The sequence below is a fragment of the Nocardiopsis sp. CA-288880 genome, assembly GCF_050955985.1.
GTDB lineage: Bacteria > Actinomycetota > Actinomycetes > Streptosporangiales > Streptosporangiaceae > Nocardiopsis > Nocardiopsis tropica.
In genome coordinates this window covers 5,613,059-5,638,717 of sequence record NZ_CP192105.1, presented here as the reverse complement: position 1 = coordinate 5,638,717, position 25,659 = coordinate 5,613,059, and the positions used below count along the sequence as shown (strand labels likewise).

Below are 25,659 nucleotides of genomic sequence, written 5' to 3'. Positions count from 1 at the left end.
GCCCGTCCCGTCCCGTTCGCCCCCCTTGCCCCGCGCCCTCCGATGCGGCCGTGCGCCCCGCGCCCGGCCTCCCGTACGGATCGATCCGCCGGTCCTCCCGCGCGGCCGGCCCTTCCGAGCCCCGGTCCCGCCGGTGTGCGGCCCGGGCCGCAGGGGACCCCTGGTTCCTCCCGGGGCGCGTGTGCTAGCCTGCCTCGCAGGTCACGAGTACCAGCGCTAAGCCCCGGCTTGCTGGTCGGCAACCCTCCTTCCGCGGTGGGGTGCCCCGGGTGAGGACCAGGTCCCGACACGACCGTGTCGGACAAGCGCGGACCCCTGTGGTGTAGCCGTGACGGCGCCCCCGCGGGTCCCACGACCCGCAGAAGAGGTGCCCCATGACCGTCGTCAGCCCCATCCACACCGCGCGCTCGTTCCGTTCCGCCGCCCCGTCCGCACACCCCTCGGGCGGCGCCGCCGAGTGCACGGTCGTCGCCTCGGACGAGGGCGTGCCCCTGGTCACCGGTGAGCGCGTGGAGTACGCGAACTTCGACTACGCCGCCAGCGCCCCCTGCCTGACCCCGGTCGCGGACGCCCTGGCCGACGCGCTGCCCTACTACGCGAGCGTGCACCGGGGCGCGGGCCACCACTCCCAGGTGAGCACCGACGCCTACGAGCGGGCCCGCCGCAGCGTCGCCCGCTTCCTCGGGGCCCGCTCGGAACCCGCCGACGCGGTGGTGTTCGTGCGGGGCACCACCGACGCCCTCAACCTCCTGGCCCGCTCCGTGCCGGAGGGCTGCACGGTCGTGGTGTTCGAGACCGAGCACCACGCGGCCCTCCTGCCCTGGGAGCACCCCGCCGCACGCGCCGGGAGAGTGGTCCGCCTGGCGCTGCCCGCCACCCCCGAGGCGGCCGTCGAGGCGGCCCGCACCGCGCTGCGGGAGTCCCCCGAGGGCCCCAGGCTCCTGTGCGTGACCGCCGCCTCCAACGTCACGGGCGAGATCTGGCCGGTCGGGGAACTGGTCGCGGCCGCGCACGCCGAGGGCGCCCGCGTGGTCGTGGACGCCGCCCAGTACGTGCCGCACCTGCCGTTCAGCCTGGAGGAGACCGGCGCCGACTACGTGGCGCTGTCCGCGCACAAGCTCTACGCGCCCTTCGGCTCCGGGGTGCTGGCCGGCCGCGCCGACTGGCTGCGCGAGGCCGCCCCGTACCTGTCCGGGGGCGGCGCCACGCGCCTGGTCACCGAGCACGAGGTGGTGTGGAACGACCTCCCCGCGCGCCACGAGGCGGGCAGCCCCAACGTGCTCGGCGCCGTGGCCCTGGCCGCCGCCTGCGACACCCTCACCCCCGACGTGCAGGGACTCCTGCACATCCGCGAGTCCGCCCTGTTGGAGCGGCTGCGCGCCGGGCTCGCCGACGTGGAGGGCGTCACCGAGCTGACCCTGTGGGGCGACGAGCACCCGAGGGTCGGCATCGTCTCGTTCACGGTGGACGGGCTGCCCGCCGACCTGCTGGCCGCGGCGCTCTCCGCCGAGCACGGCATCGGGGTGCGGGACGGGCTCTTCTGCGCCCACCCGCTCACCCGGCGCCTGCTGCCCGAGGGCCACGCCCAGGCGGTTCGGGCGAGCCTGGGGGTCGGGACGACCCCGGAGCACGTGGACCGGCTCGTCGACGCGATCGCCGACCTGGTCGCCCACGGGCCGGCCTGGGAGTACGCCGACTGCGACGGCCGACTGGCCCCGGTCCCGGACCCGCGCAACGTGCTCTGACGCGGGAGCGGTGCCCGAAAGGAGGCGCCCCGGCGGCCGGCGGGCCGCCGGGGCGCTCCCGTGCCCGGCCCCGCGGGCCCCGGCCCCGCAGCCCCCGGGCGGACGGCCCCGGCGCCGCGATGGTGGTGCTGGCTGTAGCTTCCTTCGGACAGCGCGCAGCATGGTGCGCCGGTACCGGGCTCCGTAGTGTCGTCAGGGACGTGGACGGCCCTTCCCGAGCCACGTCCTCCCCGACGCCGACCTGCGAGGACTCGCCATGCCCGCCCCTTTCCGCACCCCCACGCACACGGCTCCGGGCGGCCGGCCCCCCGCACCGGGCGCCGTGGGCGGCCCCGCCGGGGCCGCGGTCGCCCTCACGGCGGTCCACCGCTCCTACACCGACGGCGACGGCCGCGTGTCCGCCCTGGACGGGGTCACCCTCAGGGTCCCCCGGGGGACCTTCCTCGCCGTCATGGGGCCCTCCGGCTCCGGCAAGAGCACCTTGCTCAACTGCGCCTCCGGCCTGGACCGCGTCACCTCCGGCACGGTCGAGATCGGCGGGAGGGACATCAGCGGCCTCCGGGAACCGGACCTCACCGTCTTCCGCCGCGACCACGTGGGATTCGTCTTCCAGTCCTACAACCTGGTCCCCACCCTCACGGCGGAGGACAACATCACCCTTCCGCTGCGCCTGGCCGGGGTGCGGCCGGACGCCGGGTGGATCGACGAGCTCGTCCGCAGGGTGGGTGTGGCGGACCGGCTGGGACACCGGCCCACGGAGCTGTCCGGCGGCCAGCAGCAGCGGGTCGCCATCGTGCGCGCGCTCGCCGCCCGGCCCGACATCGTCTTCGCGGACGAGCCCACCGGCGCCCTCGACGGCGCCACCGCCGACCGGACCCTGTCCCTGCTCAGGGGGATCGTGGACGACCTCGGCCAGACCGTCGTCATGGTCACCCACGACCCCGCCGCCGCGGCCCGCGCCCACGACACCGCCGTGATGGCCTCGGGGCGCGTCGTGGACCTCCTCCACGCGCCCGCCGCCGCGGACCTCGCCGGACGCCTCGCCTCCCTGGGGGCGGACCGATGACCGGGAAACCCGACGCACGTCCCGCCCCCGGCCGTGGGGGCGACGGTTCCCTGGCCCTGAAGCTGGCCCGGGGCCGCGCCGCGTCCCTGGCCGCGGTCGCCGTCGCGGCCCTGGGCGGGTCCGCGCTCATCACGGTCGGCGGGGTCGTCGCCGACACCGGCGTCCGCTCCGTCCTCCCGGCCGGCCGCCTCGCGGGCGCCGACGTCGTGGTCACGGCGCCCCAGAGCGTGGAGGTGCCCGAGGACCTCGACATCGCCCTCCCCGAACGGGCGCCCGTCCCCGGGACCGTGGTGGACGCGCTGGCCGAGCTGCCCGAGGTCGGCCTGGCCGTCGGCGACGTGGGTTTCCAGGCCGCGGTCCTGGGCGAGGACGGGCCCGTGGCGGGCGCCGATCCGCGCACCGCCGGGCACGGGTGGTCATCGGCCTCCCTGGCGGGAGGGGACGGCCTGACCGGCGAGCCGCCGGGCGCCCCCGGCGAGGTGGTCCTGGACCGCGCCTCGGCGGCGGCGTCGGGCGCGGAGGTCGGCGGGGAGGTCCGCCTCGCGGCAGGAGGCCGGACGGCCGCGTATCGGCTGACCGGCGTCCTGGACACCCCGGCGCCCTTGATCCTCGTGGACGACTCCACCGCCGCGGACCTGGCCGGACGCTCCGAAGGCCCCCGCGAGGGCACCGTCGACCTGGTCGGCCTGCACGCCGCGGAGGGCGTCACCGACGCCGAACTCCGCTCCGCGGTGGAGGCGAGCGCCGTGTTCGGCGAACACGGCCTCGTCGCCCTCGCCGGCGACCGGCGCGGCGACGCGGAGTCGCCGGGGGCGGCGTCCGCACGGTCGGAGCTGGTCGCGATCGCCGCCTCGCTCAGCGGCACCGTCCTGATCGTCGTCGGTTTCACGGTCGCCGGCGCCCTCTCGGTGTCCGTCGCGGCCCAGCGCCGGGACCTCGCCCTCCTGCGAGCGGTCGGCGCCACACCGCGCCAGATCCGCCGCCTCGTCGCCTTCCCCAACCTGATCGCCACCGCCCTGGTCCTGCCCTTCGGGATCGCCGCGGGCTACCTGCTGGGGGACGGTGCGCTCCGGGGCCTGGCCGCACTGGGGATGACGCCCGCGGGCCTGCCCGCCGTCCTCGGGCCCGCGCCCGGTCCGGCCGCCGCGGTCCTGACCCTCCTCGCGGTGTGGGCGGCCTGTGCGGGGGCGGCCCGCCGCACCGCGGGGGCCGCCCCCGTCGACGCCCTCGCCGAGTCCGTCGCCGAACCGCGCGCCCCGGGCCGCGCGCGCACCTGGGCGGGGACCGTCCTGCTGGTGCTCTCGGTGGCCGCGTCGGTGCCCGCGCTGTTCCTGGACGCCACGGAGGCGGTGGCCGGCGCGGCCGTGGCGTCACTGGTGGCGGCGGTCGGCCTGGCCCTGGCGGGACCGGCCCTGGTCCGCCGGGCGAGCGGGATCGCCGTCCGCCTGCTGCCCGCCCGGGTCTCCCCGCTGACCTGGCTCGCCGTGCAGAACCTGCACGGGCACTCCGTCCGGGTGGCCGGCGCGGCGAGCGCCCTGGCCATGACGGTGGCCTTCGCCCTGGGACAGACCTACGCGCAGACCTCGCTCTCGGCCGCGGGCGGCGCCCAGCGCGCGGCCGGGGAGAAGGCCGACCTCGTGGTCACCGCGCCCGGCCTGGGCGGGGTGCCCGCAGACCTCGCGGAGGAGGTCCGCCGGTCGCCCGCGGTGGAGGAGGCCGTCGCGGTCACGCCGACCGCGGTGGTCGGCGACGGCGGCTTCGCCCTGCCCGGGGAGGAGGCCGGGACGACGCACATGGAGGCGGCCGCCCAGGTCGTCGGCCCGGGGGCGCAGCGGGTCCTGGACCTGGACGTGGTGGAGGGGGACCTGGGGAGGCTGTCCGGGAGGACGGTCGCGGTGAGCGCCTCGGCGGCGCGCCACTTCGGCACCGGCCTGGGGGAGACGTTCGCGTTCCGGACCGGCGACGGCGCGCGGGTCGACGCGGAGGTCGTCGCCGTGTATCGCAGGGACCTGGGATACGGGTCGGTCACCCTTCCGTCGGACCTGGCGCGGGGCCACGTCACCGGCGACGTCGACGCACGGCTCCTGGTCCTGGCGGCTCCGGGGCAGGAGGACGAGGCGCGCCGTGTGCTGGAGGCGGCGGCCGAGGACCACCCCGGGGCGGAGGTCGCGGAGGCGGGCGCCGCGGAGGAGGGCGCGCGGGGGCCGGACGCCGGCGCCGTCCTCAACCTGGTCGTCCTGCTGGCACTGGTCGGCTACATGGTGCTGTCGGTCGCCAACCGGCTCGTCGCCCAGACCCTGCAGCGGCAGGGCGAGGTGGACGCCCTGCGGGCGATCGGGACCACACCGGGGCAGACCCGGTCGGTACTGCGCAGGGAGGCCGCGATGATCGCCCTCGGCGCCAACGCAGCCGGGCTCCTGGCCGTGCTGTTCCCGCTCCTCTGCGTGGGCGTGGCCCTGCTCGGGAGGCCCTTCCCCGCAGGTCCGCTCTGGCCGGTGCCCGTGGCGGTCCTGGGCGTGTCGGCCGTGGCCTGGCTGTGCGTGGCGGTGCCCGCCAGGAGGCTGACCACCTCCCCGACGCGTCGTTGAGCGGAGGCGGACGGGCGGGGGAGGGGGCGCGGCGGTGCCGGAAGAGCCGTCGCGCCCCCGGCGTCCGGGGCCTCCGGCGGCGTCCGTCAGGGCTTCCGGCACGGATGTTCCGGAACCTTGCGTCGCACGAGGCAACAAACAGTACAACAGGGCATATTTCACTCCAGGGTGTGCCGGGGATCACTTTCCCAACCTGTAGCATCGGGCCCTGACGGCATGGCGCGACGCCGACGGGCCCGACCGGTCCGCTCCTCGGCGCGTCCTGCCTCCCACGAGCGAACCGGCTGGGGGAGCGTGACCGTGACGGACGTCCGAGGACCCGAGGCAGGCCCGCTCGCGGCCGCGTCCAGGCAGCGGCCACCCGCCCAGGTCCCCGGACGGCGGTCGCGCGTGGTCAGCCTCGACCCGCGCGGGGCCGAACCCCCCGCCTCCCGCCAGGGCGAGGCCACCCGCCTGCACCAGGCCTTCCTCGGCAGGGTCATCGACTACCTGCGCGTCGACGCCGGCGTCCGCCAGTTCGTCGACTGGGGGTGCCCCGTGCCCGGCACGGCCGAGCGCGTGCACGCCGGCGACCCCGGGGCCACCGTCGTCCACCTGGTCCCGCACGGGGCGGCCGGCATGCTCCCCACCGCGGGTGCGGCCGTGCTCTCCGGGGACGGTTCCGGACCCGACGGACTCCTGCGCCGCCTGGGCGCCTCCGGGCTCGTCGACTTCGACGAGCCCGTCGCCGTCCTGATGACCCGCCCCTTCACCGCCGACGACCCGCCCGGCGGCGTCGCGGACCTCCACGCCCTCATGCGCGGCGGCGGCTACCTCGCCCTCGCGTCCCCCGCGCCCCGGGCCGTGGTCGAACGCGCCTTCACCCCCTTCCGCCCTGTTGAACCCGGGGTGGCCGACCTGCGATGGTGGCCCTATCCGGACGAGGACGTCTCCGACAGGGGGACCGGAACCCTGGCGGGGCTCGGCCGCGCGCCGGGGAGCGGAAGGGGGGACCGCCGATGGCGGTGAACTGGACGGGCGAGGTCCTGGCACAGCTCCAGTTCTACTGGGAGTACTCGCTGTGGCCGCGGCTGGAGGGGCTGACCGACGCCGAGTACCACTGGCTCCCGGCGCCCGGGGCCTGGACCGTGCGGGAGGGGGAGGACGGGCGGTACCGGCCGGACTCCGCGGTCCCCGAGCCCGAGCCCCCGCCCGTGACCACCATCGCCTGGCGGCTCGGACACCTCGTCGTGGACGTCCTGGAGACCCGCGTCAACTGGCACTTCGGCGACCGCACCTACACCCGGGAGAGCGTCAACTGGCCCGGCGACGCGGCCGAGGCCAAGCAGCGTCTGCGCCACGCCTACGAGACCTGGTCCGAGAACATCCAGGGCCTCGACGAGGACGGCCTCGCCGCGCAGGTGGGGGGCACCGAGGCGCGGCAGTGGGAGGACTTCCCGATGGTCGCCCTCGTGCTGCACGTCAACCGGGAGATCATCCACCACGGGGCGGAGATCGCGCTGCTGCGCGACCTCTACCGCGCCGATCCCGCCCGGGGCTGAGCCGCGGGCGTGCGCCTCCCGGCTGCCCGTCGACGGGGTCAGAGCACCTGCAGCGGGTCCACCCGTACCTGGGCGAGGTGCTCGTCCCCGCGGGCGCTGCGCGCCGACGCCGCGGCCTTCAGCGAGCGGGCCAGCGCGCCCACCCCCTCGCGGGGCACCCGGAGCAGTGCGCGCTCCGTGGGCGGCGCGCCCTCGGCGACGGGGCCGCGCTCCGAGGCCACCGGCACGGGCCCGAGCACCTCGGCGCCCTCGGGCAGCTCCACCTGGGCGAGCAGTTCGCGCACGTGGTCCACGGCGCCGGTGATCGACGCCATCGTCACGGCGGGGGGGAACCCCAGCTCCCTGCGCTCGGCCAGTTCCCGTTCGGCGAAACCGCCCGGGTCCCAGCGCACCAGGGCCTGCACCACCGGCAGCGACGCCTCCGCGGACACCACCACGGTGCCGCCCGGCCGCACCAGCGCGGCGGCGTTGAACCAGCGGCGCAGCGTCTCCTCCGATGCGCGGAGGTCGGCCCTGTTCAGCAGGGCCCAGCCGTCCAGGAGCACCGCCGCCGCGTACCCGCCGCCCCTGACCACCGGTTCGGCCCCGGGGGTGGCCACCACCAGGGACGGCTTGTCCGGCACCTCCGGCAGCACCTCGTCGCGCCCGGACGTGCGCACGGTCAGGGAGGGGAAGGCCCGGCCCAGCTCCTCGGCGGTGCGGCGGGCCCCCACCACCACCGCGCGCATCCGGGAGGCCCCGCAGTCGGGGCACGTCCACTGCCCGGCCACCCGTCCGCACCAGCCGCAGGAGGGCAGGGCGTTCGCCTCGCGGATCGCGAGCGGCCCGCGGCAGCCGTCGCAGCGCGCGGGTTCGCGGCAGCCCGCGCAGGCCAGGGTGTTGAGGTAGCCCCGGCGCGGAACCTGGAACAGCACCGGCCCGGTCCTGGCCGCGTCCCGCGCCGACTTGAGGGCCAGGCTCGGCATGCGGGCGGTGCGGGCGGCCTCGTCCCGGGCGAGTTCGCGGTCGTCTCCCGCGGGCTTGACGAGCGGGGCCCGGCGGCGCAGCGTCGCGCGGTCCGCGACCAGCGGGTGCGCCCAGCCGGACTCGACCAGGAGCTGGGCGTCCGTGGTGCGGGTGTGCCCGCCGAACAGCGCCCCCGACCCCGTCTGGTGCGCCCGCATGGCCAGCACGGTGCGGGCGTGCGGATAGGGGGTGTGCGGGTCGGCGTGGACGTCGTCGCCGTCGTCCCAGAGCACGACCAGCCCGAGGTCGCGGACGGGGGCGAAGATCGCGGTGCGGGTCCCCACGACCACCCGGACCCCTCCGCGCAGGACCGACAGCCAGCGCCGGTAGCGCGGGGTCGGGCCGAGGTCGGCGGGCAGGGCGACGTGTCGCCCCTCGCCCAGGCGCCGGACCATCGCGGCGTCCACCGCCTCGACGTCGCGGCTGTTGGGGAGCACCACCACCGTGCCGCGCCCCGCGGCGAGGGCGGCCCCGGCGGCCACCGCGATCGCGTCCGGCCAGTCGTTCCCGGGGAGGGCGTTCCACACCGCGCGGGCCGCGCGCCCCTCGCGCAGCGCCGCGACGAAGGCGGGCCCCTCGGGGTAGTCCGCCCAGGGGCCGGTGTCGGCCCCCGGCGCCTCGGCGGAGGGCTCCGCGCCCCCGGGACCGGCCCCGGGCTCCGGCGCCCCGGTCCCGCCCGGGGCCTCGGCGGAGGGCTCCGCGGTCGGTTCCGCGGGGCCCGGCCCCCCGTCCTCAGCGTCCTCCTCCGCGTCCTCCGCCTCAGGGACGGCCTCGCGCTCGACCCGCGCCCGGCGCGGCGGCACGGCCAGCCTGACCACGTCGTGCAGGTTGCCCGCGTACCGTCCGGCCACGGCCCGGGCCAGTTCCAGGATCTCCGGCGTGAGGACCGGCTCCGGGGAGACCACCTCGGACAGGTAGGCGAGCCGGCCGTTGAACTCCGAGCGCTCCACCCGCTCCGCGATGAACCCGCCGAGCAGCCGGTGGCGGAAGGCGACCTTCACCCTGCAGCCGGGAACGGCGGCCTCGTCCAGGTCGGCGGGGACCCGGTAGTCGAAGAGCCGGTCCAGGTGGGGCAGGGGGGTGTCCACGATGACGCGCGCGACGGACAGCCGCCCGGCGGGTTTCCTCGGCGCCGGACGGGACGCCTCCTCGGCCCTGGCCCTGGCCGCGGCTCTGGGGTCCACCAGCTCCGACACGTCGAAGAGGGCGTCGCCGGGTGGATCGGACTGCGCTGTCATCACCACTGGTCTACCAGAACGGTCCGACACCGCCGCTCCTCTGCGGCGGGAGCCCCCTCCGTGACTGGTAGAACAGTGTCCCGTACGCGCAGCGGAGGGGGATCCGAACATGAAGCTCGTCTTTGCCGGAACACCGGAGGTGGCAGTGCCCTCGCTCCGGGCGCTGCTCGGGTCCGGGCACGAGGTCGCGGCCGTGGTCACCCGGCCCGACGCCCGCTCCGGCCGGGGCCGCCGGATCTCCGCGAGCCCGGTGGGCGAGGTGGCCGAGGCCGAGGGCATCGAGGTCCTCAAACCCGCCAAGGCCGGTGATCCCGAGTTCCTCGCGCGCCTGGAGGAGATCGCCCCCGACTGCTGCCCCGTGGTCGCCTACGGCGCGCTGCTGCCGCAGCCGGCCCTGGACATCCCCCGCCACGGCTGGGTCAACCTGCACTTCTCCCTGCTGCCCGCCTGGCGCGGCGCCGCCCCCGTCCAGCACGCGGTGCTGCACGGCGACGACATCACCGGGGCGTCCACCTTCCGGATCGTCAAGGAGCTCGACGCCGGGCCCGTCTACGGGACCCTGACCGAGGCCGTGCGCCCCACCGACACCAGCGGGGAGCTCCTCGGACGGCTGTCCGTCTCCGGGGCCGAACTCCTGAAGCGCACCGTCGACGGCATCGCGTCCGGACAGCTCGAACCGGTCGAGCAGCCCGCCGACGGGCTGTCCTACGCCGCCAAGCTCACCCCCTCGGACGCCGAACTCGACTTCACGCTCCCGGCGCTGCGCGTCGACAGGGTGGCCCGCGCCTGCACCCCCGCCCCCGGCGCATGGACGACCTTCCGAGGGACCCGCCTCAAGCTCGGCCCCGTCACCCCCGTGACCGACGCGGACACCCCCTACCTCGCCCCCGGCCGGATCCACGCCGGCAAGAAGCACGTCCTGGTCGGCACCAGCACCCACCCCGTCGCCCTCGGCGAGGTGCAGCCGCAGGGCAAGCGGTCCATGGCCGCCGTGGACTGGGCGCGTGGCGTGCGTCCCACCGAAGATGACCGCCTGGGCGCGTGAGCTGCCGTAGTCTCGACCTGGCGGACCGAACGGACGTCCGCCAGGCCCCGTCCCCGGTTTGTTGAGGCAGCACAGTTGAGCGAGCAGTCCCGATCCCCGTACCGCCGGCCCCGCAGGGGCTCGAAGCCCGTACAGGGCGGTGGACAGGGCGCGTCGGGGCCGCCCGCGCCCCGTGACCCCGCCCGCCGGGTCGCCTACGACGTGCTGTGCGCCGTCGAGCAGCGCGACGCCTACGCCAACCTCCTCCTGCCCGCGCTGCTCACCGAGCGCGGCATCAGCGGGCGCGACGCGGCCCTGGCCACGGAGCTGACCTACGGCACGCTGCGGCTCCAGGGCACCTACGACGCGATCCTGGAGGCGTGCGTGGACCGCACGCTCGCCTCCGTGGACGCCGACGCGCTGCCGGTCCTGCGGCTGGGGGCCCACCAGCTGCTGTCCACGAAGATCCCGCCGCACGCCGCCGTCAGCGCCACCGTGGACCTGGCCCGCCGTGTGGTGGGCCACCACCGGGGCCGTTTCGTCAACGCCGTCCTGCGCAAGGTGTCGGCCCGCGACCTGGACGCGTGGACCGCCGTGGTCGCCCCCGACCGGGACCGCGACCCCAGCGGGTACCTGGCGGTCGTACGGAGCCACCCGCGCTGGGTGGTCAAGGAGCTCGCCCGCGCACTGGGGGAGCACTCCTCCACCGGCCTGGTCCGCACCGAGCGCCTGCTGGCCGCCCACAACGAGCGGCCCAGGGTGACGCTCGTGGCCAAGCCCGGCCGCTCGACCGTCGAGGACCTGGTGGCCGCGGGCGCGGAGGAGGGGCGCTACTCGCCCTTCGCCGCCTACCTGCCCCAGGGGGACCCTGCGGGGATCCGCGAGGTCCGCCAGAACCGGGCCGCCGTGCAGGACGAGGCCAGCCAGCTGGTCGCCCTCGCCCTGAGCCGGGTCGACGCGCACGGCGACGACGCCCTGTGGCTGGACATGTGCGCGGGCCCCGGCGGCAAGGCCGGCCTGCTGGCCTCCCTCGCCGGGCAGCGCGGGGCCCGCCTGTTGGCGTCCGAGGTCCAGCCGGCCCGCGCGGGGCTGGTCGCCACGGCGGTGCGCCGGGCCCCCCGCGACGCCGGGCGCGTGATCGCGGCCGACGGCACCAGGCCCGCCTGGCGCCCGGGCGTGTTCGACCGGGTGCTGGTGGACGCGCCGTGCACGGGCCTGGGCGCGCTGAGGCGCCGCCCGGAGTCGCGCTGGCGCCGCACCGAGACCTCCGCTGCCGACCTGGCGCCCCTCCAGCACGGCCTCCTGGCCCGTGCCGCGGACGCCGTGCGCCCCGGCGGCGTGGTGGCGTACGTGACGTGCTCCCCGCACCTTGACGAGACCGACGGCATCGTCCGGCGGATCCTCGCGGAGCGGGACGACCTGGCGCTGCTGCGCGCGGCCGACTACCTGGACGAGGTGCCGGACCTGGCCGCGGGCCCGGACGGGGACTACGTCCAGTTCTGGCCGCACGTCCACGGCACGGACGCGATGTTCCTGGCCCTGTTCCGCAAGGCCGAACGGGACTGACCCCGGCCGGCCCGTGCCCCACGAGGGCGGCCCCGGCCCGCCGACGGGGGCGGGCCGGGGCGGCCTCCGGGCGGCAGGGCCGCGCCGTGCCGGGGAGCGCGCGGCCGCGCGGCCCGGCGGCACGCCGCGCGGGTCAGCGCGCCGGTCCCTCCGGCGCCGCGGCCGAGGAGCCGGGGGGTGCGGCGGGGGCCGCCGGTGCGGGGACGGGCGGCAGCGGGGGCATGCTGGCCCTGAGCCGCAGGGTGAGCCTTTCGCCCAGGTCGCGGTCGAAACGCCCCCCGTGCCCGACCCCCGCCCGGTCGGCCAGGTCGGTCGCGTACAGCCGGACGGAGCCCTCGACCAGTGCGGCGTAGGCCTCCGCCGCTGCCCTGGTCCGCACCCACGCGATCGCGGCCAGCACCGCGCAGACGAGCGCGGCGGGATACCACCATACGGCCATCGGCAGGTACAGCAGCGCCCACGCGGCCAGGCCCGTGGAGCGCGACAGCGCGTCCCGCGCCTCGGCGACCTCCGTGCGGGCCTCCTCGGGCAGGACCAGCCACAGGTGCGGCCACAGCACGGCGAGGTCGGCGTCGTGGTCGCGGTCCAGGCGCGTCCGCGCCGCCCCGATGCGGTCCCCGGCCCAGGTGGGGCGCTCGGGCCTCTCGGGGGAGAGCCGCGCCATGCGGTCGTAGGCGGCGGCGAAGGCGGCCTCCGCGCCCTGCCCGTCGCCCGAGCCGTCCCCGGCCGCACGGACCCGCTCCACCTCGCCGCGCAGGACGTCCCACCTGCGTCGGCGCGACTCCACCCACCGGCGGGTCCAGCCCCGGAGCGGGGGCGGCCACCGGTGCCAGTCGGCGGCCGTCCACAGGCGCTCGACGATGCGCCCGGTCCCCCGGGCGAGCAGCCCCGCGGCGGAGCTCCCGGCCAGGATCGCGGCGAACACCAGCGCCTGCCCGCCGAAGGTGTCCACCCGCGGGTCCTCGGCCAGGCGCGTGATCTCCGAGACCAGGTGGCCCACGTCCCAGGCCCGCCCCCAGCCCAGCGCGTAGGCGGCGGTGGCGACCGCCAGGTACAGGGCTCCGGGCAGGGCGAGCGCGGTCACCCACCGCTCGGCGAGCCTGGTGCCCAGTTCCGACAGGAAGGCGCCCACGGCCTATGCCCTCCTGGGGGAGCGGAGCGGGAGGCCGGCGACCAGGCAGGTCGGGGGGTCCTCGGCCGGGTTCGGCTCCCAGGCCCGGTCGCACAGGCCCCGCGGGCAGCGGTACACGGCGGACGCGGGCCTGGGCAGGCCGAGGCCCGAGGGCGCCGGGTCGCGGGCGCCCACGCGGTGGGCCGCGGCGGAGTAGCCGTGCAGCCCCGCCCCGTCGCCGAGGGCGACCAGGGCGCCGTGCAGCTCGTCCAGGGCGGCCGGCGTGCCGCGCCCCTCGGCCGCGGCCCGGAGCACGGCGTCCACGAGGGAGGGGCCTCCCTCCACCGCGGCGAGGCGGCCGCGGATCTCGGCTGCGTGCTCGCAGACGCTTCCCAGACGGGTCTCGGCGCCGTCGCCCATGGGGGTACCTCCGGTCGCTGGGGGGCCGACTGCGGTGAGCGTACCCCCGCGGGGCCCGGTGACGCCGGGCTTTCGCCGCTTCCCTCCCGGGCGTCCGCCACCGGCGATGGCGAGACGGTGAATCTACGTCGTAAAGCCAGGAGGGGTGAGGCGCGGCTCCCGCGTGAGGAGAGGACACGGGAGAGGGGGCCGGCCCGGCGGGGACCGCATCCGCCCAGCTCGTCCTCCCTCTCCGGGGGCGAAGCCGGCGGCCCTCCTGGCTACACTGCTGGCGTGGCAATCCAGATCTCACCCAGCATCCTGAGCGCCGACTTCGCGCATCTCGCCGACGAGGCCGCCGCGGTCTCCCCGTCCGCCGACTGGCTCCACGTGGACGTGATGGACGGGCACTTCGTCCCGAACCTCACGCTCGGCCTGCCGGTGGTCGAGTCGCTGCTCAAGGCGACCGACACCCCGCTGGACTGCCATCTGATGATCGAGGAGCCCGACCGGTGGGCCCCGGCCTACGCGGAGGCGGGCGCCGGCAGCGTCACGATCCACGCCAGGGCCGCGGGCGCCCCCGTACGCACCCTGCGCGAGATCCGCCGCCTCGGCGCGCGGGCGGGCCTGGCCCTCAACCCGGCCGAGGCCGTCGAGCCCTACGCCGACATCGTCGGTGAGATGGACATGCTCCTGCTCATGACGGTCGAGCCCGGTTTCGGCGGCCAGAGCTTCCTCGACGTGGTCCTGCCCAAGATCCGCAGGGCCCGCGAGATCCTCGACACGCGGGAGGCCTCCGTCTGGCTCCAGGTCGACGGCGGCGTCAGCGCCGAGACCATCGAGCGCGCGGCCGAGGCCGGGGCCGACGTCTTCGTGGCGGGATCGGCCGTCTACGGAGCCCAGGACCCCGCGCAGGCCGTCGACCGCCTGCGCGCCCTCGCCGCAGGGGCGGCCGGGACCGGGTGAGCCGGAGCGGGGCCCGGTCCCGGCCGGACCAGGGGCCGCCGCGCACAGCGATCCCGGTCCGGCCCCGCGCACTCCTGGCCACGCGGGGCCACGGCCCCTATGCTTCCGGTCCGTAGTCGTCAGTCGAAGAAGTCGAGGATTCCGCTTGGTCGCGGCTCCGTCTTCCCCTCCGCGTACGCGCGCCCGGGGGAGCGGCGCGGCGTGAGCGCGTTGCCAGGCGCCGACACGTGGAGTGCGCGTTGAACGCTCGGACGGCCGGTCACCTGGCCATGGACGTGCTGTGGGAGCCCGAGTCCACCGCCATCGGGTGGCTCCAGGGGCTGGGGGACTGGCTCGCCTATCCGCTGGTGGCGGTCACCCAGCTCGGCTCGCAGTTCGTCCTGATCCCCCTCACCGCCCTCGTCTTCTGGTGCGTGAACCCCGGCTTCGGGGCGCGGCTCTTCGTCGCCCTGGCCGCGTCCGGGGTGCTCAACTACCTGGGCAAGGCCGTGTTCTACGGGGCGCGCCCCTACTGGTACAGCGCCCACGTCACCGCGTACGCGAGCGGATCGAGCTTCGGCATCCCCTCGGGGCACGCCCAGGCCTCCACCGTCTTCTGGGGGTACCTGGGGTTCAGGTCGGGACGCCGCACCCGGCTCTGGGCGGCCCTCGCGCTCATCGCCGCGATCTGCGTGTCCCGGATCTACCTGGGCGTGCACTTCTTCAGCGACGTCCTGGCGGGGCTGCTGGTGGGCGGAGCCGTCCTGTGGGCGGCCCTGCGCTGGGAGGACCGGCTCGTGGCCTGGTGGCTGGGCCTGGACACGGTCCGCTGGGTCGGCTGCGCCCTGGCCGTCTCCGTCGTGCCCTGTCTGGCGGCGGCACTGTGGCAGACGCTGGCCATGGGGGACTGGTCGGTCCCCGCGGACTGGATCGGCTCCACGCCCACCGATCCGGCCGGGCACACCCTCGCCAGTCTGTTCACCGTGGCCGGCGGTCTGCTCGGCGCGCTCGTCGGCTTCACGCTGCTCGCCCGACGCGGCTGGTACAGCGCGGAGGGGAGCCTGTCCGCCAGGGCCGCCCGCTTCGTCCTCGGCCTCTCGGGGATCGTGGTGGTCCAGGTGGTGGTCCACCTCCTGGCCGGAGGCCTCACGGGCCTCGCGGAGGCGGTCGTGATGTTCGCCGCCTACGCCGGGATCGCCCTCTGGGCGGCCTTCGGCGCGCCCGAGATGTTCATCCGCAGCGGTCTGGCCCACCGGCCCGGGGAGGGCGGCGGCGCCCCGCGCGCGGGCGGTCCCGGGGGCCCTCCCGGCGACGGCCACGCCTGTGACGACGGGAAATGATTCCGGTCACACCAACTATGCGGCCGTGCTACCGACGCGTTAAGATCCGAACCGTTGAGACAACAGTCAAACGCGTGCTCCGGGGTCGGTGTAATTCCGAACCGGCGGTGACAGTCCGCGACCCGGCCGAATCCATCGGCCGGTTGAACCGGTGAGATTCCGGTACCGACGGTGAAAGTCCGGATGGGAGGCAGCGCGTGTTGGGCCGGTCTGTCCGCCGTGGCTCCCCGTGACCCGCGGCGTCCAGCCCCGGCCTTGTCGTGGACCCGTTCCACACCCCTGCCCCGGAGCCTGTCAGGCGAAGGGAATGCACAGGCGTGTTCACCGGAATCGTGGAAGAACTCGGCAAGGTCGTCTCCATCGAGCCAGCGGGCACCACGGGCGAGTCCCTGCTGCTGACGCTGCGCGGCCCCCTGGTCAGCTCCGACGCGGGGCACGGCGACTCCATCTCCGTCAACGGCGTGTGTCTGACCGTCGTCGGCCGGGGTGAGGACACCTTCACCGCCGACGTGATGAAGGAGTCGCTGGACCGCTCCTCCCTGGGCGGCCTCTCGGTCGGCTCCGAGGTCAACCTCGAACGCGCCGCCCGCGTGGACGGCCGCCTCGGCGGGCACATCGTCCAGGGCCACGTCGACGGCACCTCCCGCCTGCTCTCCCGGAATCCCGGTGACAACTGGGACGTTCTACGCTTCAGCCTGCCCGCGGAGCTCTCCCCGTACGTGGTCGAGAAGGGGTCGATCACGGTCGACGGGACCAGCCTCACCGTCTCCGCGGTCAGCGCGCCCGGGGCGGACGAGGAGTTCTTCGAGGTCAGCCTGATCCCCGAGACCCTGAGGGCCACCACCCTGGGGGGCCTCCCCGCCGGCGCCACCGTGAACATCGAGGTGGACGTCGTCGCCAAGTACGTCGAGCGCATCGCCTCCGTGGCCGCGAGCCGGCCACGGGCCTGACCGCCGGCGCGCGGCGCCACGGGACGGACCCGCACACGCGGGCCGTCACCACCACACCACCCACACGCACGATCCACCTCAGGGAGCGGTAATGACCGTCACCGACGCCACCCCGTCCACCTCCGACACCGGGAAGGCCGTGGTCCTCGACCGTATCGAGGACGCCATCGCCGAGTTCGCCGCGGGGCGGGCCATCGTGGTGGTGGACGACGAGGACCGCGAGAACGAGGGCGACATCATCTTCGCCGCCGAACTCGCGACGCCCGAACTGCTGGCGTTCATGATCCGCCACACCTCCGGCGTGGTGTGCGTGCCCCTGGAGGGGGAGGACCTCGACCGCCTGGACCTGCCGCTGATGACCGCGCGCAACGAGGAGAGCCTGCGCACGGCGTACACGGTCACCGTCGACGCGCGCGAGGGCGTGAGCACCGGCATCTCCGCGGCCGACCGCGCCCGTACCGTGCGCCTGCTGGCCTCCGCCGGCAGCCGGCCCGTCGACTTCGTGCGTCCCGGCCACGTCCTCCCGCTGCGCGCCCGTCCGGGCGGCGTCCTCGCCAGACGCGGGCACACCGAGGCGTCGGTGGACTTCGCCCGCCTGGCCGGCCTGCGCCCCGCCGGGGTGCTCGCCGAGGTGGTCAACGACGACGGCACGATGGCCCGCCTGCCCCGGCTGCGCGAGTTCGCCGACGAGCACGGCCTCAAGCTGGTGTCGGTGGAGCAGCTGGCGGCCCACCGCGCGGCCCTCGGCGAGACCCTCACCGAGGAGGAGGCGCACCCGCCCCTGGTCACACGCATGGTCGAGACCCGGATGCCCAACCGGCACGGCGAGTGGCGCGCGATCGGCTTCAAGGGGACCGCCGACGGCGCCGAGCACGTCGCGCTGGTCCTCGGCGACCTGGCGGACGGGGCCGGTGTCCTGGCCCGCCTGCACTCGGAGTGCCTCACCGGGGACGCTTTCGGCTCGCACCGCTGCGACTGCGGGGCCCAGCTGGACGCGGCCATGGCCGACATCGCCGCGGAGGGCCGCGGGGTGGTCGTCTACCTGGGCGGCCACGAGGGCCGCGGGATCGGGCTGCTGCACAAGCTGCGCGCCTACAGCCTCCAGGACCGCGGCGCGGACACGGTCGACGCCAACCTGAGCCTGGGGATGCCCGCCGACGCCCGCGAGTTCGGGGCCGGAGCCCGGATCCTCGCCGACCTGGGCGTGTCCTCGGTGCGGCTGCTGTCGAACAACCCCGACAAGGCGGAGAGCCTGGAGCGCCACGGCATCCGGGTCGAGGAGCGCGTCGGCATGCCGTCCTTCGTCACGGAGGACAACATCGACTACCTGCGCACCAAGCGGGACCGCATGGGCCACGACCTGGCGGGCGTGACCGACTGAGCGCCCCTGCCGGGGCCGTCCCGGCGGGAACAAGCCCTGCCCCTCCCCGTCCGGCGCACGCCGGTCCGCGGGAGCCGCACATCTCACACACAGGAGACCCTCATGAGTGGTGAAGGACGTCCCGACCAGCACAGCGTGGACGCCTCCGGGCTCTCGGTGGGCATCGTCGCGACCCGGTGGAACGGGGCCGTGGTGGGCCCGATGCTCGCCCGGGCGCTGGAGGTCGTGAAGGCCTCCGGGGCGGCCGACCCGGAGGTGGTCGAGGTCGCGGGCGCCGTCGAGATCCCCGTGGTCGCCCAGGAGCTGGCCCGCAAGCACGACGCGGTGATCGCGCTGGGCGCGGTCATCCGCGGCGGCACCCCGCACTTCGACTACGTGTGCCAGTCGGTCACGCACGGCCTCACGGAGGTGGCCCTGCGCGAGTCCACCCCCGTGGGCAACGGTGTGCTCACCTGTGACACCCTGGAACAGGCGCGCGACCGCGCCGGCCTGCCCGGCAGCATCGAGGACAAGGGTGCCGAGGCGGCGCTGGCCGCACTGGACACGGCTGTGGCCCTGAGGGGGCTGCGCCGCTGACCGGACCCCGTCGCGCGCACGGGTGTCATCCCGGCCAGGTCTGGTGGAACGGTGGAGCAGTCGGTGCGGACGAAGGAACAGCCGGTGGACGAGGCGTCGAAGCAGCCGGTCCTGCCGAGGACGTGGCGGCCCCGGGCGGTGCGGATGGTCGCCTACGGCCTGGGCGTGCTGATCGTGGCCACCATGGCGGTGCTCGCCGCGATCCTGCCCGGGGACTGGCGGATCATGGACAGGTTCCTGCTCGTGGGCCTGGGCGTGGCGATCGCCGCGGGCCTGCACCTGATCGCCCGGCCCAGGCTCGTCGCCGCGGACGGGGGCGTGACCGTGGTCAACGGCATCCGCACCCACGTGCTGTCGTGGGCCGAGGTCGTCGACATCCGTATGCCGGTCGGCGAGCCCTGGCCCTCGGTGGACCTGTCGGACGGCACCACCCTGGCGGTGATGGGCATCCAGAGCGCCGACGGCGAGCTGGCCCTGCGCAACCTGGAGGAGTTCCGGTCCCTGCTGCACGACCGCGGTGAGGCGCAGGAGCCCGGCCGGTCGTAGGTACCTCCAACGGGAGTCCTCGTTTCTTGACGGAACGGGGACTCCCGTCTGTTGCGTGGGGCACATAGTTTGGTACCGAGAGCCACTCGACCGAGCAGGAAGAGGTGCCGCGTGCGCGACATCCGAACGGCGGTGTCCGACCTCTACGCCTCAGGAGAGGTGTTCGCCCTGGCCACGGTGATCGACACCGACAAGAGCGCGCCCCGGGACCCGGGTGCGGCGATGCTGGTCAGAGCCTCCGGCGAGGTCGTCGGCAGCGTGTCCGGCGGTTGCGTGGAGGGCGCCGTCTACGAGGAGGCCCTGGAGGTCATCCGCACGGGCGTCCCCGTGCGCCGCACCTACGGGGTGAGCGACGAGGAGGCCTTCAGCGTCGGCCTGACGTGCGGGGGGACCCTGCACATGTTCGTCGAACCGGTCAGCCGGGCCTCCTACGGGCAGCTCGGCGCGGTGCTCGGGGCCATCGACGGGCACCGGCCGGTCGCCGTCGCGACCGTGGTGTCCGACCCGTCGGGGGCCGGGCGGACGGGGCGGCGCCGCGTGGTCTGGCCGGATCACGCGGAGGGGGACCTGGGTCCCGGCGGCACCCGGCTGTCCGACGCGCTGGACGACGACGTGCGGGGGATGCTCGCCCAGGGCAGCACGGGGGTGCTGCGCTACGGCTCGGACGGGCAGCGGCGCGGCGACGAGCTGGAGGTGTTCGTCCAGTCGTTCGCGCCGGCCCCGCGCATGCTGGTGTTCGGCGCGATCGACTTCGCCGCGGCCGTGGCCGACCTGGGCTCCTACCTCGGCTACCGGGTGACGGTCTGCGACGCCCGGCCGGTGTTCGCGACGGCCAAGCGGTTCCCCACCGCGGACGAGGTGGTGGTGAAGTGGCCGCACGTGTTCCTCGACGAGATCGCCCACGAGATCGACGAGCGGACGGCGGTGTGCGTCCTCACCCACGATCCCAAGTTCGACGTGCCCGTGCTCAAGGCGGCCCTGGGCACCCGCGCCGGGTACATCGGGGCGATGGGCTCGCGGCGCACCCACGAGGACCGGCTGGAGCGGTTGCGCGAGGCCGGTGTGGGGGAGGAGGCGCTGGGGCGCCTGCACTCGCCGATCGGTCTGGACCTGGGCGCGCGCACCCCCGAGGAGACGGCGGTGTCGATCGCCGCCGAGCTGGTGCGGTCCCGCTGGGGCGGGACCGGGCGCGCGCTGAGCGAGACCAGTGGGCGAATTCACCGGGATGTCCCCGGTACACCCCTGGTTCCGGCCGGATTCGGTCACGCGGCGACGTGAACCGAAATGGTGCTCGTGCTGATGTGCCTGGTCACGGCCGGTGCTGTGCGGACGGAGTGAGAGGTCACCCGACCGTCTGCTCCAGGTGACCTGCCCCGTGCCCGCCCGCGTGGCATCATCGCGTCATGGAAACTGGGGACGCGCAGGACAGGGAGCGGGAGCGAGCGGGCCGGGTCGCCGGCCTCCTTCTGGCTGCGGGCTCCGGCAGCAGACTGGGGCGCCCCAAGGCACTGGTGGAGGTGGGCGGCGAGCGCCTGGTGGACCGGGGCGTGCGGACCCTGGGAGACGGCGGGTGCGCGCCGGTCATGGTGGTGCTGGGCGCGGCCGACACGGTCGTCCGCGACGCCCACACGGTGTACAACCCCGACTGGGAGAGCGGGATGGGCTCCTCCGTGCGCGCGGGGATCGACGCCCTGCCCGACTCGGTGGACGCCGTCCTGATCGCCCTGGCCGACCAGCCCCTGGTGACCCCGGAGGCGGTGCACCGGCTGGTGGAGGCGCACGACGAGGGCGTGCGCGCGGCCGTGGCGACGTACAACGGCAACCAGCGCAACCCGGTGATGCTGGGTCGGGAGTACTGGTCGACGGTCTACGGCCTGGCGGTGCACGACGTGGGCGCGCGCCCGTTCCTGCGGGCCTACTCGCACCTGGTGACCGCTGTGGCCTGTGACGACATCGCCAGCCCGGAGGACATCGACACGGCCGAGGACCTGGAGCGGCTCACCGGGCTGCTGGGCGGGGAGGCCCCCGGCCCGGTCTGAGCGCCGGCGCCGCGGTGGGACGCGGGCCGGCCCGGGTGGCCCCGGGGCCGCGGCGGCGCGGTCCCGGGGCGGCGGGGGTCAGGGGCGGGGGCGGGCTTCGGCGGTGATGCCGAAGGTGTGCCGGGTGGCGCCGCCCGGGGGCAGCACGATCAGGTCGGTGCCGGAGGCGAGCGCGTTCGCGGGGCAGGTCATCGGCTCCGCCGCGAGGTAGGCCCGGCGGTCGGACCCGCCGAGGGTGTCGGAGCTGAACACCTGCAACCAGTCGAAGCCGCGGTCGCACCACACCGACACCCGGTGCTCCGGGCCGCCGACCCGTACCCACGCGCGTCCGTCGCCGTCGCGCTCCAGGGACGTGAAGGCGGTGTCCAGCACCGTGTCGCCCAACTGCCTGCCCGGAGCGCGGAAGTCGAGGAGGCCGTCCTCCACCGGGACCGGGTCGCCGGCGGGCAGCAGGCGGTCGTCCACGGGCAGCCTGGCGCCGGCGGTGACCTCCAGCGTGAGGTCGCCGCGCTCCGCGAGCACCGACAGGGGCTCGCCCAGGGTGAGGTAGGGGTGGAAGCCCAGGCCGAAGGGGGCGGGGGTGTCACCGGTGTTGCGGGCCTCGGCGGTGAGCGTCAGGCCGTCGCCGCCCAGCCGGTAGGCGAGGACCAGTTCCAGGGGGAACGGGAAGCCCGGGGCGCCCCCGAAGTCCAGCCGCAGTGTGGCCGCGTCGCCGGAGACCTCCTCGACCGACCACTCGCGGTCGTGGACCAGGCCGTGTATCGCGGTGCCCGTCGCCGCGTCGTTGACCTCCAGCCGGTACTCGGTCCCGGCGAAGCGGTAGACGCCCTCGTCCACACGGTTCGGCCACGGGGCCAGGACCTGGCCCTGGAAGGCCCGGGGGCCCTCGTCGCCGTAGGGCCACACGATGTCGCGGTCGCGCCAGGCGAGCGCCCGCAGGCCCGCCCCGGTGCGGTCGACGCGGGCCAGGAACTCCCCGGCGCGCAGCTCGATCACCTCGCCCACGTGTACCCCTGCTTTCCCGTCACGGTCCGGCCGTGCGCCGAACCGGCCGATCATAGCCCACCGGACGCCCGCCGACCGTGCCCCCCGGCCCCTCGGCTCCCGGCGCGCGGGGACGGCGGGGCCGGGGGCGGCCCCACCGCTCCGGGGGGCGGGCCCGGGAGGGCCCCGCCGCCGCCATGAGCGCCCCGGGCTGCCGCTCCTCCGGGGCGCGGGCCCGGGGGGCCGGTCGCGAACCGGGCGGCGTCGACGGTCGTGTGCGCCGCCATGGTGGTCCCTCGTCCGTTCGTGCCGGTGGCGGAGGAGGGGCGCTGCGGACGGTCAGACGCTGCGCAGGAACCGGGCGGCGACCAGGGAGATCCACAGCATCGCGGTGACGGCGCCCACGGCCAGGGTCAGGGACCCGCCCTGTCCCCCCGCCATCGCCCAGCCGTTGCCGAGGAGCAGGGCGGTGCCGGCGACACGGGAGGCCGCGGCCGTCCCCCGGCGCCCCTCCCGGGAGAAGCGGTGGCCCAGGACGTAGCAGGCGGCGATCAGGGCGGAGAAGGAGACCGTTCCCGCGGCCATGTGTCCGAGGGCGTGCCCGCTGAGCGCCTCCGGAGCGCCCAGGGGCGTGCCGGAGGGGAAACCCGCGCCCGGGTCCATGACGAACGCGCCGGCGGCGATCATCCCGGCGCCGTGGACCAGGATCAGCCCCGGGATCCAGGAGCCCCCGGGGGCGCCGCGCAGGACGCGCCGCAGGCCGAACGCCCCGGCGACGGCCAGCGCCCCGGCCAGGGTGAAGTTGGCGATCTGGAGCCAGCCCAGGGAGCCGTTGCTCAGCATGCTCAGGGGGTGCCTGGTCAGGTCGAAGCCCTCACGGGTGGCGGCCTGGGCGAGGGAGACCACCGTCCAGAGGGGGGCCGAGGCGATCGCCGCGCCCAACAGGAGGCGGGTGCTCGCCGCGGTGCGTCCGACGGGGGCGGGGGCGGTTTCCAGGGCGACGGCCATGGTGGTTCCTCTCTCGGTGTGCTGCTCTGTTCTCACCGACACGTCGAAGCGCCGATGTGACAGGGAACGGGCCCGTTCCCTGTCACACCGGCCTGATCGACGTCCCACCGGAAGTACCGGAGACCCACGAGGGAGAACGACCGCATGCGCTTTCTGATGACCACCACGCCCGGCGGCGCCGCCGACGACAGCCTCTACACCGAGATGGCCGCGTTCGTGGAGGAGCTGACCGCCTCCGGCGTCCTGCTGGCCACGGGCGGGCTGGAGCCCGGCGGCCTGCGGGTGACGTCGGCCGGGGACGAGATCACGGTGACGGACGGCCCGTTCACCGAGGCCAGAGAGGTGGCGGCCGGGTTCGCCCTGGTCGAGGTCCGCTCCAGGGAGGAGGCCCTGGAGGTCACCCGCCGCTTCCGCCGCATCGTCGGCGACGGCGAGAGCGTGGTCCAGCAGGTCTTCGGACCCTGACCGGCCGGCGCCGGACCCGGTCCCCGCGCGGGGACGCCCTTCCGCACCGCACCGCCCCGGTTTGCGTTCGCCCCGGGGCGGTGCTGTCATCGTGCCCGTGACCGATGCCCACCGCACCGTCGACGCGGTCTGGAAACTGGAGTCGGCGAGGATCGTCGCCGGGCTCACCCGGATGGTGCACGACGTGGGCGCCGCCGAGGAGCTGGCCCAGGACGCCCTCGTGGCCGCGCTCGAGCAGTGGCCCGAGAAGGGCGTGCCCGACAACCCCGGCGCCTGGCTGATGGCGATCGCCAAGCGCCGGGCGGTCGACCGCATCCGCCGCTCCCGGAACCTGGAGCGCAAGCACGAGCTGATCGCCCACGGGATGGAGCGCGCGTCCGGCCCCGGGCCGGAGCCGGACGGCGACGACGTCCTGCGCCTGCTGTTCGTCACCTGCCACCCCGTACTGGCCACCGCGGAGCGGGTCGCGCTGACCCTGCGCCTGGTCGCGGGGCTGACCACGGAGGAGATCGCCCGCGCCTTCCTCACGGGCGAGGCCCGCATCGCCCAGCGCGTGGCGGCCGCCAAGCGCACGCTCGCCGAGCAGGGGGTGGGCTTCGAGCTGCCCTCGGGCGCCGAGCTCTCCGAGCGGCTCTCGTCCGTGCTCGGCGTCGTCTACCTCGTCTTCAACGAGGGCTACACGGCGACCTCGGGGGAGGGGCTGACGCGTCCCGGGCTGTGCCTGGAGGCGCTGCGCCTGGGTCGGACCCTGGCCGAACTGGTGCCTGACGAGGCCGAGGCGCACGGCCTGGTGGCGCTGATGGAGCTCCAGCAGGCCCGTGCCGGAGCCCGGACCGGGCCCTCCGGCGCACTCCTGCGGCTGGACGAGCAGAATCGCGGCCGCTGGGACCCGCTGCTCATCCGGCGGGGGTTCGCCGCGATGCTCCGGGCCCGCGACGCGGGCGGCCCTCCCGGTCCCTACACGCTCCAGGCGGCCATCGCGGTCTGCCACGCCGGGGCGGCCACGGCCGAGGACACCGACTGGGAGCGGATCGCCGCCCTGTACGACCTGCTGGCCGAGCGGCTGCCGACGCCGGTCGTCCTCCTCAACCGGGCGGTGGCGGTGGGGCGGGCGCGCGGCCCCGCCGAGGGGCTGGCGCTGGTCGACGCGCTGGCCGACGATCCGGCGCTGCGCGACTACCACCTCCTCCCCGGCGTGCGGGGCGATCTGCTGGTCCTGCTGGCGCGGGAGGACGAGGCGGGGAGGGAGTTCCTGCGCGCCGCCGCCCTGGCCGGCAACGCCGTCGAACGGGCGTTCCTGCTCGGCCGCGCCGAGGCCGTCGCCGGGTCCCGGCCCGAGGGCCCGACCCTGGGGAGCCTCTCCCGGGACTTCCTCGGCCGCGACGACCTGGACGCCGCGACCGTCCGCTCCTACGGGCAGACCCTGGGGCGCCTGTGCCGGTCGCTGGGAGAGGACCTGCCGACCGCCGACCTCGACGCCGGGGCCGTGGCGCGGGTGTTCGCCGCCGCGTGGGGGGAGGCGGCCCCGCGGACCTGGAACCGCCACCGGTCGGCGGTCCGCTCGTTCGGGGCCTGGGCCGGACTGGACGGCCTCGACACGGCACTCGGGCGGCGAGCCGAGGCGCGGACCGGGGCGCCGCCGCTCGATCCCGCGCACCTCGCCCCGCTGTGGGACGGGGAGGACAGGGCCCTGCGGGAGCGGGTCCTGTGGCGGCTCCTGCACGAGTCCGGCGCGGGGGTGGGGGCGGTGCTGGCGCTCAACGTGGAGGACCTGGACCTGGAGGACCGCCGCGCCCGCTCGGGCGGCTCCTGGGTGCACTGGCGTTCGGGGGCGGCCCGGCTGCTGCCCCGGCTCGTGGCGGGGCGGGAGAGGGGGCCGCTCTTCCTCGCGGACCGGCGCCCGGGCCCCGCCCGCAGGCCCGCCGAGGCGGACCTGTGCCCGGTGACGGGGCGCGGGCGCCTGTCGTACCCGCGTGCCGAATACCTGTTCAAGCAGGCCAGCAGGGAGCTGGACCCGGCGGGGGAGGGGTACACCCTGCGCCGGCTCAAGGGGTGAGGCCGCGTGCGGGGGCCGGTGCCCGCGGACGTGGTGGGGCCGCGCACGTGCCGTGGGGACCGCCCGTGTGCCGGAGCCGGCTGTGC

At 76.0% G+C, this 25,659-nt stretch carries 22 protein-coding genes and 2 riboswitches; of the genes, 17 read left to right on the top strand and 5 right to left on the bottom strand.

The window, feature by feature from the left end; all coding sequences use genetic code 11:
* Nucleotides 1-199 precede the first annotated feature (199 nt).
* Nucleotides 200-314: riboswitch (SAM riboswitch) on the top strand.
* Between the two features lie 60 nt (nt 315-374).
* The 5 genes from ACQPYD_RS24410 (at nt 375) to ACQPYD_RS24390 (ending at nt 6,940) form a co-directional block, all read left to right on the top strand.
* The gene (locus tag ACQPYD_RS24410; RefSeq protein WP_433697858.1) at nt 375-1,745 is read left to right on the top strand and encodes an aminotransferase class V-fold PLP-dependent enzyme; all 1,371 of its coding nucleotides are present in this window, start codon (nt 375-377) and stop codon (nt 1,743-1,745) included.
* A 256-nt stretch (nt 1,746-2,001) separates the two neighbouring features.
* The gene (locus ACQPYD_RS24405) at nt 2,002-2,811 is read left to right on the top strand and encodes an ABC transporter ATP-binding protein (protein WP_433697857.1); all 810 of its coding nucleotides are present in this window, start codon (nt 2,002-2,004) and stop codon (nt 2,809-2,811) included.
* Entirely contained in the window at nt 2,808-5,399 is a 2,592-nt protein-coding gene (locus ACQPYD_RS24400) for an FtsX-like permease family protein (RefSeq protein WP_433697856.1), read from the top strand. Before ACQPYD_RS24405 ends, ACQPYD_RS24400 begins: the two co-directional genes overlap by 4 nt.
* A gap of 300 nt (nt 5,400-5,699) precedes the next feature.
* Entirely contained in the window at nt 5,700-6,407 is a 708-nt protein-coding gene (locus tag ACQPYD_RS24395; protein ID WP_433697855.1) for an SAM-dependent methyltransferase, read from the top strand.
* The gene (locus ACQPYD_RS24390) at nt 6,398-6,940 is read left to right on the top strand and encodes a DinB family protein (protein ID WP_433697854.1); all 543 of its coding nucleotides are present in this window, start codon (nt 6,398-6,400) and stop codon (nt 6,938-6,940) included. The genes ACQPYD_RS24395 and ACQPYD_RS24390 overlap by 10 nt, the downstream gene beginning before the upstream one ends.
* A gap of 38 nt (nt 6,941-6,978) precedes the next feature.
* Here the strand turns inward: ACQPYD_RS24390 and ACQPYD_RS24385 are convergent, their stop codons facing one another.
* The gene (locus tag ACQPYD_RS24385) at nt 6,979-9,183 is read right to left on the bottom strand and encodes a primosomal protein N' (protein ID WP_433697853.1); all 2,205 of its coding nucleotides are present in this window, start codon (nt 9,181-9,183) and stop codon (nt 6,979-6,981) included.
* 109 nt (nt 9,184-9,292) lie between these two features.
* On the opposite strand from ACQPYD_RS24385, the gene fmt reads away from it, so the two are divergent.
* Both fmt and ACQPYD_RS24375 read left to right on the top strand, forming a co-directional pair.
* On the top strand, nt 9,293-10,228 hold the full coding sequence (fmt, locus tag ACQPYD_RS24380) for a methionyl-tRNA formyltransferase (RefSeq protein ID WP_433697852.1): 936 nt from the start codon (nt 9,293-9,295) through the stop codon (nt 10,226-10,228).
* A gap of 75 nt (nt 10,229-10,303) precedes the next feature.
* Nucleotides 10,304-11,773 (top strand): RsmB/NOP family class I SAM-dependent RNA methyltransferase, encoded by a 1,470-nt coding sequence (locus ACQPYD_RS24375; protein ID WP_433697851.1) that lies wholly within the window; start codon nt 10,304-10,306, stop codon nt 11,771-11,773.
* 133 nt (nt 11,774-11,906) lie between these two features.
* On the opposite strand, the gene ACQPYD_RS24370 is transcribed toward ACQPYD_RS24375, so the two are convergent.
* Together ACQPYD_RS24370 and ACQPYD_RS24365 are read right to left on the bottom strand one after the other, a co-directional pair.
* Entirely contained in the window at nt 11,907-12,905 is a 999-nt protein-coding gene (locus ACQPYD_RS24370; RefSeq protein ID WP_433697850.1) for a hypothetical protein, read from the bottom strand.
* Between the two features lie 3 nt (nt 12,906-12,908).
* Nucleotides 12,909-13,304, bottom strand: a complete 396-nt coding sequence (locus ACQPYD_RS24365) for a hypothetical protein (RefSeq protein ID WP_433697849.1) — start codon at nt 13,302-13,304, stop codon at nt 12,909-12,911.
* A gap of 273 nt (nt 13,305-13,577) precedes the next feature.
* Here ACQPYD_RS24365 and rpe point away from each other — a divergent pair, with 273 nt between their 5' ends.
* The 8 genes from rpe to ACQPYD_RS24325 all read left to right on the top strand — a co-directional run bounded on the left by rpe (nt 13,578) and on the right by ACQPYD_RS24325 (nt 21,060).
* A complete protein-coding gene (gene rpe / locus ACQPYD_RS24360; RefSeq protein WP_433697848.1) occupies nt 13,578-14,249 on the top strand; it encodes a ribulose-phosphate 3-epimerase in 672 nt (223 codons plus the stop codon).
* A gap of 239 nt (nt 14,250-14,488) precedes the next feature.
* Nucleotides 14,489-15,568 carry a phosphatase PAP2 family protein gene (locus ACQPYD_RS24355; RefSeq protein ID WP_433697847.1) on the top strand — a complete coding sequence of 360 codons (1,080 nt, stop codon included), beginning with the start codon at nt 14,489-14,491 and terminating at the stop codon, nt 15,566-15,568.
* Nucleotides 15,569-15,638: 70 nt separating this feature from the next.
* Nucleotides 15,639-15,767: riboswitch (FMN riboswitch) on the top strand.
* 118 nt (nt 15,768-15,885) lie between these two features.
* Nucleotides 15,886-16,518 carry a riboflavin synthase gene (locus ACQPYD_RS24350; RefSeq protein ID WP_267945851.1) on the top strand — a complete coding sequence of 211 codons (633 nt, stop codon included), beginning with the start codon at nt 15,886-15,888 and terminating at the stop codon, nt 16,516-16,518.
* Between the two features lie 91 nt (nt 16,519-16,609).
* Complete coding sequence (locus ACQPYD_RS24345; protein ID WP_433697846.1) at nt 16,610-17,899, top strand: bifunctional 3,4-dihydroxy-2-butanone-4-phosphate synthase/GTP cyclohydrolase II; 1,290 nt, start codon at nt 16,610-16,612, stop codon at nt 17,897-17,899.
* Between the two features lie 102 nt (nt 17,900-18,001).
* Nucleotides 18,002-18,475: a 6,7-dimethyl-8-ribityllumazine synthase gene (gene ribH / locus ACQPYD_RS24340; RefSeq protein ID WP_330162413.1), complete on the top strand. Its 474-nt coding sequence runs from the start codon at nt 18,002-18,004 to the stop codon at nt 18,473-18,475.
* A gap of 84 nt (nt 18,476-18,559) precedes the next feature.
* The gene (locus ACQPYD_RS24335) at nt 18,560-19,021 is read left to right on the top strand and encodes a PH domain-containing protein (protein WP_433702119.1); all 462 of its coding nucleotides are present in this window, start codon (nt 18,560-18,562) and stop codon (nt 19,019-19,021) included.
* Between the two features lie 111 nt (nt 19,022-19,132).
* Complete coding sequence (locus ACQPYD_RS24330) at nt 19,133-20,299, top strand: XdhC family protein (RefSeq protein WP_433697845.1); 1,167 nt, start codon at nt 19,133-19,135, stop codon at nt 20,297-20,299.
* Between the two features lie 125 nt (nt 20,300-20,424).
* Nucleotides 20,425-21,060, top strand: coding sequence for a nucleotidyltransferase family protein (locus tag ACQPYD_RS24325; protein ID WP_330159646.1), 636 nt, complete (start codon nt 20,425-20,427; stop codon nt 21,058-21,060).
* Between the two features lie 78 nt (nt 21,061-21,138).
* Here the strand turns inward: ACQPYD_RS24325 and ACQPYD_RS24320 are convergent, their stop codons facing one another.
* Complete coding sequence (locus tag ACQPYD_RS24320; RefSeq protein WP_433697844.1) at nt 21,139-22,065, bottom strand: aldose 1-epimerase family protein; 927 nt, start codon at nt 22,063-22,065, stop codon at nt 21,139-21,141.
* A 318-nt stretch (nt 22,066-22,383) separates the two neighbouring features.
* Nucleotides 22,384-23,052 (bottom strand): DUF998 domain-containing protein, encoded by a 669-nt coding sequence (locus tag ACQPYD_RS24315; protein WP_433697843.1) that lies wholly within the window; start codon nt 23,050-23,052, stop codon nt 22,384-22,386.
* A 144-nt stretch (nt 23,053-23,196) separates the two neighbouring features.
* Between ACQPYD_RS24315 and ACQPYD_RS24310 the strand changes: the two genes are divergently transcribed.
* Together ACQPYD_RS24310 and ACQPYD_RS24305 are read left to right on the top strand one after the other, a co-directional pair.
* Nucleotides 23,197-23,517: a YciI family protein gene (locus ACQPYD_RS24310; RefSeq protein WP_433697842.1), complete on the top strand. Its 321-nt coding sequence runs from the start codon at nt 23,197-23,199 to the stop codon at nt 23,515-23,517.
* 97 nt (nt 23,518-23,614) lie between these two features.
* A complete protein-coding gene (locus tag ACQPYD_RS24305) occupies nt 23,615-25,573 on the top strand; it encodes a DUF6596 domain-containing protein (RefSeq protein WP_433697841.1) in 1,959 nt (652 codons plus the stop codon).
* Nucleotides 25,574-25,659: the final 86 nt, after the last annotated feature.